A 13,989-nucleotide genomic window follows, 5' to 3' on the forward strand; every position below is an offset into this window, starting at 1 on the left:
CTTTTGGATTTTGTCTTGATAAGGAAGCAAATTTCCACCTGCTGCTCGTCTGTAAACCCAACCTTTTTGCTGTAAGAAGAGAATGAACTGTTTTGGTTGCATCTCGAGTATTTTAGCGGCTTCTGTAAGACCGAAGAGTCCATTATGACGCTGTAAACTTTCAAGAGCCATTGCTTTTGGTTTTAAATTTGCAATAATGTTATCTTTTTGTTCATTTTCATTTTTGAGATAAGTTAAAACACCAAGCATAACCTGAGGGCTTGAGTAATCGATTTGTGGTATTACTGCTTGCTTTTCCAATTCTTGCCAACGGTCTATAATCCTAGCACGTAATGTCATACTGTAACCAGAAACTAAAATGAGGCATTCACGTTTAGGGAGGTTGTAACAAGGGAGAGTGCGACCTGTTGAATCTTTGTAAAAACCTATAAATTCACTCAGCCCAAATTTGGGCTCAGTACTTTTAGAGTGCAGTTCTTCAAGCATTTGCTTAACATCACGCATAACGTGTTTATGTTGCTTACCGCATAACTCTGCAATTTCACGACTAGACATCGTTTGAACTGTTGTGTTTTGAAAATTTCTTTCAGATGTTGTGATAAAATTATGCATGCTTCACTCCGTTCGTTGTGACAACATTGTCATTGTGCTTAATTTGCTGTCTTAGATGTCTTAAGAAATCTTCTAATGTTTCAGGATTTGAATAATCGATTTTTGAATTTGCTTTTTTTTCGCATTTCAGAAAATATTCACGCACTTGTTTACCTTTGAGACCAGGTTCACAAATGGCAATGTGTTTTGCTGTGTCTAAAGTGAGAGCATAATCTTTAAGAGGATTTCCACGTGAGGAGTTTGATAATTTTTTCGTAGAAAGTACAAAGTCGACATCTTCTCTAAAGCTAAGTTCTTTAATACAGTTTGTTATCCACTTTCTAAACTCGGTTTTTACCTCTAAAAAGGTATATAAATCACGAGCGCTAATAGTTTGAACCTTTTGATGCTGAATAATATTGTATTGAGTAGCAAGAAGCTTTTCCATTACGAACCTCATATTGGTGGGATTGAAAGGAGCGCTTTTAAAAACGCACTATATATGGTGAACAGTTGGGAATGACATCACAGGGTTGCAAACGGTTCTGCTCTTCATAGGTACCAAACATCTCATCATTATATTTTTCTTCTGCGATATCGTCTAAAAGACTATGGTAAGCATCACTTTCATATACATAAGACTGCACTTTGCTGTCCTCATCGAGATCTTCGAAGTTTTCTTTTACATATGCTTCTGCAATTTCTTCAGAAATGTCTTCACAGTTCTTTTCAGAAAGATTGATGCGAAAGATTTGGATTACATCATCCGCTTCATTAACGATCCCTAAAACTTGGCTTTCATCAAGTGGACCTGACCGACCAATATGTTGATCATTATCGTAGACAACTAATAAAATTTCATTGGAATTAATAAGAATTGGCTTATCCATAATTTCCCCTCCCTAACGCCTCTTGGCAATTGTTTGTGCGTGGTTTATGGATACCAATGTAGCGATTTTAAAAACAAAGTCAACAAAAAAATGTAGCGATTTTGAAAATTTTTTTAAAAGTAATAAACTAAAGGCTTGCTTGAAGAGAAGTATAAAAATATTAATTCATATTCTGGCTGGCTTAATCCAGTCGATAGGTGCGCACCATTCTAATTCTACATCTACGATATCAGCATATTTTCCATTTATACTGGATAAAACCCATTTCCCTTTTTCTTTCCCGAGACGTAATACTTTGATGTAAACTTTTCCACATTTAGTTTTTATGATGGCGCGGTTGTTGATAAGATCCTCTGGTGGCAAATGATAGGAATAAAAAAGAAGGCTTCCTTCTTCAATGGCTGGAAACATAGAATCACCTACCACGCGAACAGCAACAGTTCCTTTAGGAGCAGATGGCGGGGCTTCTACTTCTTCTAGACAACCAGAATCTATTGCGATTATTTCTCCTCCGGCTCCTACAGATCCAATCAAAGGAACTAAGTGATTAGTAGGAATAGAAGCACCTGTAAGCTTTGATATTTCTAATAATTCTCGAGCAGAAATATCTCTTGTTCCTTTTAGCATTTTATTGACGGCAGCACGATCTATCGAGCGACCTAAAGAAGCGGTTAGCTGTCGTGAAAGCTCTGATTGGCTTAATCCAGCTTCAGATAAGGCATTTTGCAACCATTGTGAGATACTTATTGTCATATCTTTATTGTAGGTACGTTGTATACAATCGTCATTTTCTAATTTAGCAACATGTGGTTTCATTATTAATTTTCCTTCTTGACATTGTTTTTATAATCGCTACATAATATGCTATGAAACAATTTTCGGAAATAATAAATCTATTAGGTGGGGTTCGTAGGGTATCTCAGTTGCTTGGGGTACATAGAACACGCGTATATGTCTGGCTCCGTCCTATATCAAAAGGTGGGACTGGTGGGAGAATTCCAACAAAACATATCCCAATTCTTTTGAATGAAGCCAACAGAATTGGAGCACCGATTAAGGCAGAAGACTTTTTCTCGTTTTTTTATAGGACGCAATCATGTGATTCTAAATTATCTTCACAATCTACTTTTATTGCTGCTCCTACAGATAATAATGAACATCAACAGCACCATTCACACTCTTAAACAGGTAAAAGATAATATGAAGGAAAATAAGTGAGGTATGGAATGGGAATGGATTACAATTTCGCAATGATGATTGTATTTTTTATAGCCAATGTAATCATGTTTCTTGTTGGTTTTTATGTCTTTCGTAAAAAAATAAAAAACTTATCTTATACTTTTTGCATTTTAGAAGATTTAACAAAAGAAATGCATTTTCCAGATGGCAGCACAATTGTTTTTAGCGATTCTGATTGGGATTTTTCTCTTGATGAAAATGATAATTTGATAGTTCAAAGCACTTTAGGACCTTCATTGTCCATAAAGGCATGTAGTAACGCATATGGTTTCAAAAAACGTTTCATAGATAATTTACAGAAATACAATCGGTCTACACATTTAGTTAGTGCAGCGAGATGAAGCATGCTGTGTATTTTTGAATTGAGTGAGTTCATTTTTTTTAACTTATGACTACACGCTCTGTCACAGCGCACGCATAAATACGCAACAGCCTTAAGGGGGGATTATGATCACTAACGCACAAACCATTTTATGTCTTGATCTAGGGACTAAGACAGGCTGGGCTATATGCGGTGCGGATGGTCGTATAACAAGCGATACAGAAAATTTTCAATCACGCCGTTTTGAAGGCGGTGGTATGCGTTATTTACGCTTTAAACGGTGGCTTATTGAACTAAAGAGGTCTGTTGATGAAATTGATGCGGTGTATTTTGAAGAGGTGCGCCGGCATATTGGTACGGATGCAGCGCATGTGTACGGTGGTTTATTAGGTCACTTAACGGCTTGGTGTGAACATCATCAGATACCATATGAAGGCATTCCTGTTGGCACCATTAAGAAGGCGACGACAGGAAAAGGCAACGCCTCAAAAGAAGAAATGATTAAGGCAGTGCGTACAAAAGGACACAATCCGAAAGACGACAACGAAGCAGATGCTTTAGCAATTTTATATTTAATGAAAGAAGGGGGTATATATGTCCAGTAAATTACCGTGGACGAGGCTTTTTGCAGATAGGTGGATTCTTGATCTTGCTTGTTTATCTCCCATTGAATGCAATGTTTATATAAAATTGCGTTTGCAAATGCTTTATACTGGAGAGCCGCTTTTAAATAACACAAAGGTCTGGGCTAATTACACTGGTTGTTCAGTAAAAATGTTTATGAAAGCGTTAGAAGTTTTAATAAACACAGGTCATATCGAACGTTTAGACGATGGGTGTTTATGGAGTTTAAAAGTTGAAGAAGAACTCAATAACTCTAATGAAAGCTTAGATAAGGTATCGAAGACATCTCGGTCAAAGAAGTTATCAGAGAGAGCAAAGAAAGCAGCGCAGGCAAGATGGGATAAACATACAAATGATGCTTGTGATGATGCTAAAGCCTCTGAAAATCCTGATAAAAACGATGCTAAAGCCATGCTTAACGATGCTAAAGTTATTAAGCATGATGCTAACAGTATGCTTAAGGATGCTAAGCATGATGCTTACGACATGCTTAATGATGCCTATATATATAACATAAACAATAACACTAACATTAACAGTTATAATAAAAAAACTAAAACTATCGTTTTAGCAAAAAAAGAAATTGGTTCTGAAAGTTTAGAAACAAACGAACAGGTTGACGAACCAACAGAGGTTGCTGCTGTTGAGACTACATCAGAGCAAATCGCAACGGGTGTAGACAACCAACCTCCCATTCACGAGCAAGAAAGCGTTCCTAAGAAAGCCAAGCGGATTAAAGCCGATAGAGACTGTCAATTGCCTGCGGATTTTGAACCTAATTTGCAATACGCAATCGATAAAGGCTTAACGCATGATGAGGCGTTATTAGAATTCGAAAGATTTAAACTTCATTGGAAAGATAACCCATGTCGAAATGCTAAAAAAAGTGATTGGCAAAAGGCTTGGTACAAGTGGGTTACACATCCCGAATATGGAATGCTAGCTAAGAAAAAAGCAAGATTAGAACAGGAGAAACGGTTAGGTGGTCATTATGGAAAATTCACTCAGAAAACTTTCACAGAACAGCTTGCAGAAGGCTTCAACGAACTCAGAGATCATCTCTCATCTGGAGAAGATTATGGAAATGATCAGTCCGGGGTATCCATTGACGCTGAAAGCTGGGAATACATTGACGAAACAGGAGGAAGCGCAAACCTTAGATGCTTGCAATCGTCTACAAGCGTTGCTCTCTGTGAAAGCTTCAGTTAAACAAATTGAGCAAGCTTCTTTCCTACTCTCAAGCATGAGAGTCCCTGCGAACACAGACGCTAAAGCCGTCGTTTTATCCTATGGCATGATGCTGGACCGCATTTCGTCATATGCTCTGAAAAAGGGTGTCGAAGATATCGTAACAGGTCAAGCAATTGGGATATCAAAAACATTTATGCCAACTTGTGGAGAGCTTTTAACTTATTGCCAGACAGTAGAAAATACTCTTCTTTCAAAAGCCGAAAGTGTACGTAGAGCAATTGAAAACACCCGTGAAAAAAGGCTGAAAGAAAAGGCAATGAGAGAGAATTCAAGACCACTCACGTTGGTTGAAAAGCAAAAGCTTGAAGGGATTTTAAATGGTCTTGGGGGAACAGTGAAAAACATTGCAGGTTAGCAAAATAGTGAAAAGTGCTGACTATTTTTGGATTGGATATGTATTTAAATCGATAAAAAAGTACCATAAAAAGCGATTTAAAGATTTTACGATGAAAAAATATCCGCAATATAAAACGCTCTGTACGGTCAAATTTGAGACAAATAGACCAGTTGGTAAAATTATGGACTAAAAACATGAGAATATTAAAAGACCTGTTCTTAAAAAACCGTAAACAGCCCATGCAAAAAGAGTTTGTTGCAACAGCTGTTGGTTATGTTCCTTGGGGGGACGGAGCAGAGGAGTATTTTTACAACCTCTACAAATATGAAGACGGTACAAGAGAATGTGAAAAGTTTGATGGTGGTCAGTATTACAAAACACCTAAGAATGCAGATTTCAGTACCAAAGCGCAAGTGAAAGCGTGGGTTTACGGTGGTGCTATTCCGAAAAGCGTTCTCAATTACGAACCTCTTATAGATGAAATCAATAAAGAGATCAAAAAATTATCGAAAGCAGTTTGATACTTTTTGTAGCAGGAAAGAGGTCAACGCATTGAACGAAGCATGGCGTCACGTAAAATGGCGTTAATCCGCGTTTGATATCCTTTCCCTTGACTTTTAAGCCACGCTAGAACGTCTGAATCCACACGCACTGTTGTGACAGTTTTGGTTGGTTTATAGAATGGGTTGCGAACAGCGTTTTTCCAGAATGCATCATCTAGTGTTGGAATATCACTATGATCAATTGCACTGTCCGGCATTGCAGCCAGTTTATCAACTTCAACTTTCTGTTTATCTGTCAAAGGTGATAAGTTACCTACATCAATTTCATAACGAACTTTCTTCTTCATAACGTTTCCTTTCTTTTGAGTTAGCTCGTCGCGCTGAAATAATACGGATTACTTCTATACCATCTTTATCATCATGGACAGTATGCGCTACGAGCAGCAGTAAAAAGCCATCCACAAGCCCTAAAGTTTGCCAACGATATTCCCCGTTTTCAATACGATCTTGCTTAACCATGGCGAATGGATCTGCAAAAACACGTGCGGCTATTTCAAAACTTACACGGTGCTTTCTAAGATTACTTCTTGCTTTAGTTTCATCCCATTCAAATCTTATTTTCATGTCTTATGTTAATACATTTATGTATGTATTTCAAGAGTTTTAAATGAACACTGAACTATTTATGTTTTTTGCATATTAAATATAATTTTATATGTTAAAAAACAATAATATCATTTTGAAATAATTGAAAAAATATGCAAATCATGCTAAGATTTTCTATGTATTAAAATACAAATTTAAGGTAAGAAAAAACATGCTAAATAAAGTGATGTTAATCGGACGCCTTGGTGCTGATCCCGAAAGCAAAACAATGAATTCTGGAGCAGAAATAGTCAATTTTAGTATAGCGACTTCTGAGAGCTATACAGATAAAAAAACCAATCAAAAAGTAGAGAAAACAGAATGGCATTCCGTGGTGATTTTTAATCCACATTTGGCAAAAATTGCACTTCAATATCTAAACAAAGGTTCAAAGGTTTACGTAGAAGGAAAATTACAGACACGCAAATGGCAAGATAAAAACGGCGGTGAACATCTTGCAACAGAGATTGTCTTACCACAATTTAAAGGCGAATTATATTTGCTTGATAGCAAGAAAGAGCAATCTGCATCCTCTTCACCTATCACTGCTCAAAGTTATGCTATCGCTTCAGGTGCTGCTGATCGTAGTGCATCTCTTAATGACAGCATACCATTTTGATTGATAACATATGGCAAAGAGAAACATGTGGGCTCCCACAGATTAGGGGATGTATGAAAAAGAAAGATGCTTACATTTCACAAGTGAAAGTACGTCAAGATCCTGTTAATCAATTGGCAATTGAAATGCGTGCTAAACGCTTTGGTTTGACAATTGAAGAGGCTAAAAATCCGCTTGCTGGTACTTATGTGGGGCGGCTGTGTTTGCAAGGCGTGCTTACTCAAGACCAGTATGATGCTGCACAAAAATATCTTGAAGTGAAAAATGATTATTTGTGTGCAAAAGGTTTACCAAGCGCTGTTTATGATGAAATGCCAACCTCTTCTGATGACAAAGCAAGAGAGAAATGGGCTGAATTTGCAACAGAACAGTTTTCTAATATGCAAGAGGCGATAAAAGAAACACAACATCTCTATAGACAGTATAATCTTTATGCAGCAATACAATATATTGTTGTTGAAGACCAAACATTACCATATCTTGTGAATTCATTGCGGGTCGCTCTTAACGCGCTTCATAAATATTTTGACCAAAAAAATAAATGGTAAATGTTTTATTGTTCTTTTCCCATAAAAGCATGAAAAGCTCTTGAAGAATATGCACTAGAATGTTATATTTTTATATAATATTAAAGGGAGTGTTTTATGCACACAACAAAATTACGTAAAGTTGGAGGGTCAGTTATGCTCTCTATACCGCCCGCATTGCTTGATGTTCTTCATCTTTCTGAAAACACGCAAGTGGGTTTGGCTATTGACAATGGACAATTGGTTGTAAAACCACAGGCATTCCCTAGTTATACTCTTGATGAATTATTAGCCCAATGTAATCCTTCAGATGATTTTGCGGATGAGGATATAGAGTGGCTTGATGCTCAACCTGTTGGTAGAGAGCTCTTGTAATGAAGCGGGGCGAAATTTGGTTTGTATCGCTTGACCCAACTTCTGGTTATGAGCAAAAAGGAACGCGTCCTGTACTGATTGTGTCACCGGAGGCGTTTAATCATGTCACGAAAACACCAATTGTTTTACCTATTACAAGTGGAGGAAATTTTGCGAGAACCGCAGGGTTTGCTGTTTCATTAGCAGGAACAGGATTACATACCACAGGTGTGATACGTTGTGATCAACCACGAGCTCTCGATATAGCAGCGCGTCAGGGAAGGAAAATGGAAACAGTTCCCTCCATGATTATGAACGAAGTGCTTGCCAAGCTATCAACATTTCTTACCTAATTGCTTCAGGTATTTATTATAATGTTTCAAAGGCAGTTGATTGCTCTTCTGATAGTTCGGCTATAAATACTGCGTGAGAAAAGCTAAATAATATATATACGAATACTTCAAATCCGATACAGAATACAGTATCCATAGAGAGGTTTTCCCGAAACTGAATCCAGAGAAGCATTGTTTGTAGTAAAAATGAAACAGGTAGCGCTTGTATTCTATATTGGATTGGTGCCATACAGACTGTAAGGGGAAGAGTAAGCATTAAAATAATTGTCCCTAACAAATAAGGGGTAAAAGATTGGGGAAAAAGCGTGGAAATTATGTACACTGTAGGAAACATGATTATTAAAGTGACTACTGCTGCGAAGTAGGAGAGTTCCACTAAGCACAAGAGTAGAGATACCCCATGTTTAGCAAAACGGAAGTAATAATTTATCGTTTTTTCTCCGTTTTTTTTCTTAATCGCTTTATGTTCTTTAAATTCTTCTCGTTTCTCAATTATTTCGTTCCATTTTCTTTTGTCCTTTGTAAAGGCATAGTCAATAGTCTCTACCGTTGGTAGTATTATTGTTACTAGTACTCTCATTACTACACTGAGTATCGTACCTAGAATCTCATATATTTTCTTTAACAAGAATCCAACACCGTAAATTACTAATATAATGATACTAATTAATATTGGGATTATTATGAAAATAAGGATTGCAATTCCTATAATAAACCACATTTCCCTCCTTTTTTACTCGTCAATCGCTTTATTTAGTTCTTGGAGCGCTAGATTCCGTCCTCTAATCGCTTTACGGTATAATTTCAGATATTTAACGATAGAATAAACAAGTGAAATAGATAATATTATTATTGCACAAGCCCCAATAGTTCCTATAATTTGCCCTAGTATCGCAGCTGTAATCATTTCTCTCTCCTCACTCTGGGTTTTGATGAGCAAGTGCTTCATCCAGTTGCTTAATAACTTTGTTTAGTTTCTTCTTTATTACGATGTATAGTACTATAGAGATTGGTAAGGAGCCATACAGAAGTAATACGCATATCAACCCTATTGCGGTTGCGGCATCCATTTGAGCTTTATCTGCATTGCCTAGTATTGTGAGAATAATAGATAAACATAGGCTTATAAAAATTATTAATCTAGATTCTGTTCGTGAAACAACACCAGACTTCATTGTTTCCTTGATCTCTTTTTGTATATTGAGTGCTAAATCCCATTTAAGAGACGTATCATCTTGTTTTTCATGCAATGTTTTCGATATTTGTGCTGTCATGTTGGTATCATTTCATTCTTTAAATATTTTGATCGTTAGACAATTTTCCAAATAAATTTGATCAACGCTATAAACGCTATAAGACAAATTAATATCAATGCTATAATCGCTACGATCGGTAGAATTTCATCTAAATTTTGTATTATAGCAATAAAAATTAACACTCCTAAAAATGCTAATATTATTACAGGATAAAATACAAAGGCTGCAGCCATAGCTGTATAGCATCCTGTTTGGAATTGGAGGGACAAGAGCTCATAAAATGCGCTGTTAATATTTTCATCTTTTAAACTTAGCTTTTCTTCTCTTGCACATGCACTTAGTATCAAAAAATACGATATAAGTGCTACAAATATTGGTACAATTAATTTATCTTGTTGTTGGTTGTCTAATCCGAAGGGATTAAAACCCAGTATCATAAAGCCAATTATAGCAAAGAACGGTAAGAACAAAATTAGTGTAAATGTTTTTTTAATTCTGCATAAATCTGCTTTTTTGAAAAATAACATTAATTCCCCCCGCTTTTTGTGTTTCCGTATAATTGATTCGTTGAGATGATACAATTGTGAGTGGTTGGTTGTTAAAAACACTAGATTTAGGTGAAAAAAATAAAAAATACACAATATCGTGTTTTTTTGTTGACAGGATATGAAAAATAGTGTTTTATGGCGTTGCTGTACTGGTCGAATTGCGTCTAGAATTACGATAAAGGTATAACCTTTCTTATAAGTTTATATGATTGTTCAGAGCCCTGCTTTTGCGGGGTTTTTTTATTGTCTTGTTTACAAAAAGAAACACACATGAAAACCACTGAAAAACTTGCAAAAAGAACGCCCCCAAAGGCAGGTCAAGGGCGGGTAAAAGGCGTGCCAAATAAAACGACACGTATTTTGAAAGAAGCAGTGCTTAAGGCAGCAGAGCGCGCTGGTAAGAAATATGGTGATGATGGTTTGATCTCTTATCTCGAAAAACAGGCAATCAAATGCCCCGCTGCTTATCTGTCATTGTTAGGAAAGATTTTGCCTCTTCAAGTGACAGGGGAAGATGGGGAAGCCATTAAGATGATAACGCGTGTAGAAATCGCGCCTTTGGTCAATGACAACACGACAGATTAATATTGTTCCAAAGCTTATACCGATTTTTACAGGAAAGGCTTTGGTGCGTGCTGCTTGGGGTGGACGCGGTTCAGGCAAGACAAGATCATTTGCCTTGATGGCGGCTTTAAAAGGCTATCAATTTGGTAGGGAAGGGATATCAGGCACTATACTTTGTGCACGGCAGTTTCAGAATTCTTTGGCAGAAAGTTCATTGGAGGAGATTAAACGCGCCATTGAAGCGCATGACTTTTTAAAGGACTATTACAAGGTTGGGGAGTCGTCGATTAAGTCGATTGATGGTCGTATAGCCTTTCAGTTTTCTGGTCTTGACCGCAATATTGCAAGTATCAAATCCATGGGGCGTATTTTGCTTTGTTGGGTTGATGAGGCAGAGCCCGTTACAGAGACGGCTTGGCAGACGCTTATACCGACGTTGCGTGAAGAAGGAGAAGGATGGCGGGCAGAGTTATGGGTTACATGGAACCCATTGCGAGAGAATGCCCCCGTTGAGAAGCGGTTTCGCTTTTCAGACAATGAGGCAATTAAGCGTGTTGAGATCAACTGGTCAGACAATCCGAAGTTTCCCAAGATCTTGAATGAAGCGCGGTTGGATGATCTTAACAATCGACCAGAGAGCTATAAGCATATTTGGGAAGGGGATTATCTGAAAGCCGTTCAGGGTGCTTATTATCAAAAGGAAATGTTGGCAGCTGAGCAAGAGGGGCGAATAGGACGCGTTGCTCGTGATCCTTTGATGCAAATACGTGCTTTTTGGGATATTGGGGGCACGGGTGCTAAGGCGGATGCGACAGCAATATGGATAGCACAGTTTGTGGGGCGAGAAATTCGTGTTCTCGATTACTATGAAGCACAGGGGCAACCGCTCTCAGAGCATATAGGCTGGTTGCGTCAAAATGGCTATGAGAAAGCACTGATGGTTTTGCCTCATGACGGTGCGACCAGAGACCGTGTGCACAATGTGAGTTTTGAGAGTGCTTTAAATGATGCGGGCTTTGAAACGCAAGTGATCCCTAATCAAGGGGCAGGGGCGGTTAAGATGCGTATAGAAGCGGTGCGGCGTATTTTGCCTTCTGTTTGGTTTCACGAAGAGATGACGGTAGCAGGGCGCAAAGCACTGAATTGGTATCACGAGAAATGGGATGAGAAGCGCGGCATTGGTTTGGGTGCAGAGCATGATTGGTCGAGCCATGGGGCGGATGCCTTTGGACTGATGTGCATTGTCTATGAAGCACCACGTATTAAACCGCAACAAGAGCGTTATCGCGCTATAGAAAGAGAAGCGGCATCATGGATGGCATTCTAGATCACGACTTTCAAAAAACGACAGAATTTGATGAATATGAATTCTATAAGCGCCTAAAATCTTGGTATGCAGAAGATATTGAACATGTCAATGAATGGCGTGAACAGGCGCGTGAAGATTTTGATTTTTATAATGGTCGCCAATGGGCAGAGGAAGATCTTGCGGTTTTGAAAACACAACGCCGCCCTGTCATGACCTTTAATCGTATTGCACCGCTTGTAAATGCTATTGTTGGTGCGGAGCGTAATAATAAGCGCGAAGTACAGTTTCAACCACGGCAAATGGGAGCAGCAATACCCAATGAATTGCTTACTGGAGCAGCAGAATGGTTTCGTGATGAGGCGGAGGCAGAATATGCAGATTCCGATGCTTTTCAAGATATGGTTATTTGTGGCATGGGCTGGACAGATACGCGGCTTGATTATGATACAGATCCCGAAGGGATACCTGCTGTTCAGCGTTTAGATCCCTTAAAAATGGTTTGGGATGCGAATGCTGTGCGACCCAATCTCGTTGATGCACAGCGTATGTGGTATGTTGATCGCAAATCCGTTGAGGATGCGAAAAGTCTTTTTCCTGATATGGCTGTTGAAGATCTTAACGCCGATTGGGCTATCGATAGTACAACCGCTTCTGAGGATTCTCATGTGTCGCGTGATGCGTATCATGATGACTCCAATGCGACTTCTCTCTCAGAGCCGAGTTCTGGGAAACGCTATGTTACGCTGGTTGAATGCCGTTGGTTTGAATATGAGACTACTTACAAGGCGCCTGATCTTCAAACCGGTCAGATGCGCAACTATAGCAAACAGGAGTTTGAACAGCTTCAAAGGATTATGCCACAGTTACAAGGTGCGCGTTTTAATAAAAAAGTGGTGAGACGCGCTTTTCTGGGACGACGTCTTTTAAGCCAGCCCGATAAGCCATTAGCACCTGATGGGCAACTTGGGTGGGAGTGTATCACGGGCACGCTGGATAAGCTTAAAAACCAGTTTTACGGGATTGTTCGCCCCGCAAAAGATCCACAAAAATGGTCGAATAAATATTTTAGCCAAGTGATGTATATCCTTAATAGCCAGTCTAAGGGCGGCTTGATGGCAGAACGAGGCGCTTTCGATGATGATCGCCAAGCGTTAGAAAGCTGGGCGCGAACGGATACGATTACTTGGGTTAAAAATGGCGCGCTTACAGGAGGGAAAATTCAACCAAAGCCAAGTGCACAATTTCCCAATGGATTTTTCCAGCTGTTTAATGAATCGCGTGAAGCGATAACGCATGTAACAGGGTTATCGGCTGAGTTTATCGGAACACGGGAGGTCAACCAAGCCAATGTGCTGGAAAATACACGCCGGCAATCAACGCTTAATTTGCTTGCGGGGCTGTTTGATAATCTCAAGCTTTATCGGTGTAGGCAGGGAAAGATTATCCTTTATCTTATCCAGAATTATCTCTCTGATGGACGTCTGGTACGTATTTCTGGACAAGAGAATGCCCAATATGTGCCGTTGACGCGTGAAGCTGTTACGACGCTTGAGTATGACATTATTGTTGATGATTCACCAACAAGCCCCAATGAAAAAGAGAGAACTTTTGCGGCAATTACGCAAATGTTGCCTTTGCTTGGTGGGTTTTTAACACCGGAGATGATTCCAGATCTTTTAAAGCTTTCCCCACTACCGGCAACATTGGTAGCAAGTTTAACCGCAAAGGCACAGCAAGCACAACAAGAACAACAGCAACAGCAGATGATGCAACAAAGCCAAGGGGCGCAATTAACTCCAGAGCAACAAGCAAAGATTGCTGTTTTACAGCAGGAAGCGCAAGCAAAGAGCACACTCTATCAACTTGATGCACAGCAGAAACAAGCGGCATTGCAGCAGAAAAATATCGAACTTTTCTTGAAGCAAGAACAAGCGCGGATGCAACTTGAGCTTCAACAGGCAAAAAATGAAATAGCGCAGCGCGATTTAGAACGCAAAGCCCTACAGGCACAGTTGGAACACTATCGAGTTTTGACAAAAAATATAATAACACATTGA

At 38.9% G+C, this 13,989-nt stretch carries 23 protein-coding genes; 13 read left to right on the forward strand and 10 right to left on the reverse strand.

What is annotated here, in order from left to right; all coding sequences use genetic code 11:
- From MCS_RS00170 to MCS_RS00185, 4 genes are all read right to left on the reverse strand, one after another.
- Window positions 1-612: Rha family transcriptional regulator (locus MCS_RS00170; protein ID WP_004854221.1), on the reverse strand; the 612-nt coding region annotated here is incomplete at its 3' end.
- Window positions 605-1,039, reverse strand: a complete 435-nt coding sequence (locus MCS_RS00175) for an antA/AntB antirepressor family protein (RefSeq protein ID WP_004854222.1) — start codon at window positions 1,037-1,039, stop codon at window positions 605-607. The genes MCS_RS00175 and MCS_RS00170, both read right to left, overlap by 8 nt.
- Before the next feature lie 37 nt (window positions 1,040-1,076).
- Window positions 1,077-1,481, reverse strand: coding sequence for a hypothetical protein (locus MCS_RS00180; protein WP_004854223.1), 405 nt, complete (start codon window positions 1,479-1,481; stop codon window positions 1,077-1,079).
- 165 nt (window positions 1,482-1,646) lie between these two features.
- The gene (locus MCS_RS00185; protein ID WP_004854224.1) at window positions 1,647-2,297 is read right to left on the reverse strand and encodes a LexA family transcriptional regulator; all 651 of its coding nucleotides are present in this window, start codon (window positions 2,295-2,297) and stop codon (window positions 1,647-1,649) included.
- Between the two features lie 50 nt (window positions 2,298-2,347).
- Between MCS_RS00185 and MCS_RS00190 the strand changes: the two genes are divergently transcribed.
- From MCS_RS00190 to MCS_RS00220, 6 genes are all read left to right on the forward strand, one after another.
- A complete protein-coding gene (locus tag MCS_RS00190; protein ID WP_004854226.1) occupies window positions 2,348-2,665 on the forward strand; it encodes a helix-turn-helix domain-containing protein in 318 nt (105 codons plus the stop codon).
- A 42-nt stretch (window positions 2,666-2,707) separates the two neighbouring features.
- A complete protein-coding gene (locus tag MCS_RS00195) occupies window positions 2,708-3,061 on the forward strand; it encodes a hypothetical protein (protein ID WP_004854227.1) in 354 nt (117 codons plus the stop codon).
- A gap of 106 nt (window positions 3,062-3,167) precedes the next feature.
- Entirely contained in the window at window positions 3,168-3,647 is a 480-nt protein-coding gene (locus MCS_RS00200; protein WP_004854229.1) for a crossover junction endodeoxyribonuclease RuvC, read from the forward strand.
- The gene (locus tag MCS_RS00205) at window positions 3,637-4,875 is read left to right on the forward strand and encodes a DUF1376 domain-containing protein (protein ID WP_004854231.1); all 1,239 of its coding nucleotides are present in this window, start codon (window positions 3,637-3,639) and stop codon (window positions 4,873-4,875) included. Before MCS_RS00200 ends, MCS_RS00205 begins: the two co-directional genes overlap by 11 nt.
- Complete coding sequence (locus MCS_RS00210) at window positions 4,859-5,272, forward strand: hypothetical protein (protein ID WP_244596000.1); 414 nt, start codon at window positions 4,859-4,861, stop codon at window positions 5,270-5,272. The genes MCS_RS00205 and MCS_RS00210 overlap by 17 nt, the downstream gene beginning before the upstream one ends.
- Window positions 5,273-5,448: 176 nt before the next feature.
- Window positions 5,449-5,775 carry a hypothetical protein gene (locus MCS_RS00220; protein WP_004854235.1) on the forward strand — a complete coding sequence of 109 codons (327 nt, stop codon included), beginning with the start codon at window positions 5,449-5,451 and terminating at the stop codon, window positions 5,773-5,775.
- A 23-nt stretch (window positions 5,776-5,798) separates the two neighbouring features.
- Here MCS_RS00220 and MCS_RS00225 read toward each other — a convergent pair whose 3' ends face one another.
- The gene (locus MCS_RS00225; RefSeq protein ID WP_004854238.1) at window positions 5,799-6,104 is read right to left on the reverse strand and encodes a BrnA antitoxin family protein; all 306 of its coding nucleotides are present in this window, start codon (window positions 6,102-6,104) and stop codon (window positions 5,799-5,801) included.
- Window positions 6,082-6,381: a BrnT family toxin gene (locus tag MCS_RS00230; RefSeq protein WP_004854240.1), complete on the reverse strand. Its 300-nt coding sequence runs from the start codon at window positions 6,379-6,381 to the stop codon at window positions 6,082-6,084. The genes MCS_RS00225 and MCS_RS00230 overlap by 23 nt, the downstream gene beginning before the upstream one ends.
- Before the next feature lie 193 nt (window positions 6,382-6,574).
- On the opposite strand from MCS_RS00230, the gene ssb reads away from it, so the two are divergent.
- From ssb to MCS_RS00250, 4 genes are all read left to right on the forward strand, one after another.
- Complete coding sequence (ssb, locus tag MCS_RS00235; protein ID WP_004854241.1) at window positions 6,575-7,021, forward strand: single-stranded DNA-binding protein; 447 nt, start codon at window positions 6,575-6,577, stop codon at window positions 7,019-7,021.
- A gap of 53 nt (window positions 7,022-7,074) precedes the next feature.
- A complete protein-coding gene (locus MCS_RS00240; protein ID WP_004854244.1) occupies window positions 7,075-7,569 on the forward strand; it encodes a hypothetical protein in 495 nt (164 codons plus the stop codon).
- A 96-nt stretch (window positions 7,570-7,665) separates the two neighbouring features.
- Window positions 7,666-7,923, forward strand: coding sequence for an AbrB/MazE/SpoVT family DNA-binding domain-containing protein (locus MCS_RS00245; RefSeq protein ID WP_004854246.1), 258 nt, complete (start codon window positions 7,666-7,668; stop codon window positions 7,921-7,923).
- Window positions 7,923-8,255, forward strand: a complete 333-nt coding sequence (locus MCS_RS00250; RefSeq protein ID WP_004854248.1) for a type II toxin-antitoxin system PemK/MazF family toxin — start codon at window positions 7,923-7,925, stop codon at window positions 8,253-8,255. Before MCS_RS00245 ends, MCS_RS00250 begins: the two co-directional genes overlap by 1 nt.
- A gap of 16 nt (window positions 8,256-8,271) precedes the next feature.
- On the opposite strand, the gene MCS_RS00255 is transcribed toward MCS_RS00250, so the two are convergent.
- The 4 genes from MCS_RS00255 to MCS_RS00265 are packed head-to-tail and all read right to left on the reverse strand — an operon-like array spanning window position 8,272 to window position 10,038.
- A complete protein-coding gene (locus MCS_RS00255) occupies window positions 8,272-8,976 on the reverse strand; it encodes a hypothetical protein (RefSeq protein WP_004854250.1) in 705 nt (234 codons plus the stop codon).
- 12 nt (window positions 8,977-8,988) lie between these two features.
- A complete protein-coding gene (locus MCS_RS08435; RefSeq protein ID WP_004854251.1) occupies window positions 8,989-9,162 on the reverse strand; it encodes a hypothetical protein in 174 nt (57 codons plus the stop codon).
- A 10-nt stretch (window positions 9,163-9,172) separates the two neighbouring features.
- On the reverse strand, window positions 9,173-9,529 hold the full coding sequence (locus MCS_RS00260) for a hypothetical protein (RefSeq protein ID WP_004854253.1): 357 nt from the start codon (window positions 9,527-9,529) through the stop codon (window positions 9,173-9,175).
- A gap of 35 nt (window positions 9,530-9,564) precedes the next feature.
- A complete protein-coding gene (locus tag MCS_RS00265) occupies window positions 9,565-10,038 on the reverse strand; it encodes a hypothetical protein (protein ID WP_004854254.1) in 474 nt (157 codons plus the stop codon).
- Between the two features lie 291 nt (window positions 10,039-10,329).
- On the opposite strand from MCS_RS00265, the gene MCS_RS00270 reads away from it, so the two are divergent.
- Genes MCS_RS00270 through MCS_RS00280 form a run of 3 tightly spaced genes read left to right on the forward strand, consistent with a single transcriptional unit; the run spans window position 10,330 to window position 13,989 of the window.
- The gene (locus tag MCS_RS00270) at window positions 10,330-10,644 is read left to right on the forward strand and encodes a hypothetical protein (protein ID WP_004854257.1); all 315 of its coding nucleotides are present in this window, start codon (window positions 10,330-10,332) and stop codon (window positions 10,642-10,644) included.
- A complete protein-coding gene (locus MCS_RS00275; protein WP_004854258.1) occupies window positions 10,625-11,950 on the forward strand; it encodes a PBSX family phage terminase large subunit in 1,326 nt (441 codons plus the stop codon). The genes MCS_RS00270 and MCS_RS00275 overlap by 20 nt, the downstream gene beginning before the upstream one ends.
- Window positions 11,935-13,989: a portal protein gene (locus MCS_RS00280; protein ID WP_004854260.1), complete on the forward strand. Its 2,055-nt coding sequence runs from the start codon at window positions 11,935-11,937 to the stop codon at window positions 13,987-13,989. Before MCS_RS00275 ends, MCS_RS00280 begins: the two co-directional genes overlap by 16 nt.

This window comes from Bartonella doshiae NCTC 12862 = ATCC 700133, assembly GCF_000278155.1.
In the GTDB taxonomy this organism is placed as follows: domain Bacteria; phylum Pseudomonadota; class Alphaproteobacteria; order Rhizobiales; family Rhizobiaceae; genus Bartonella; species Bartonella doshiae.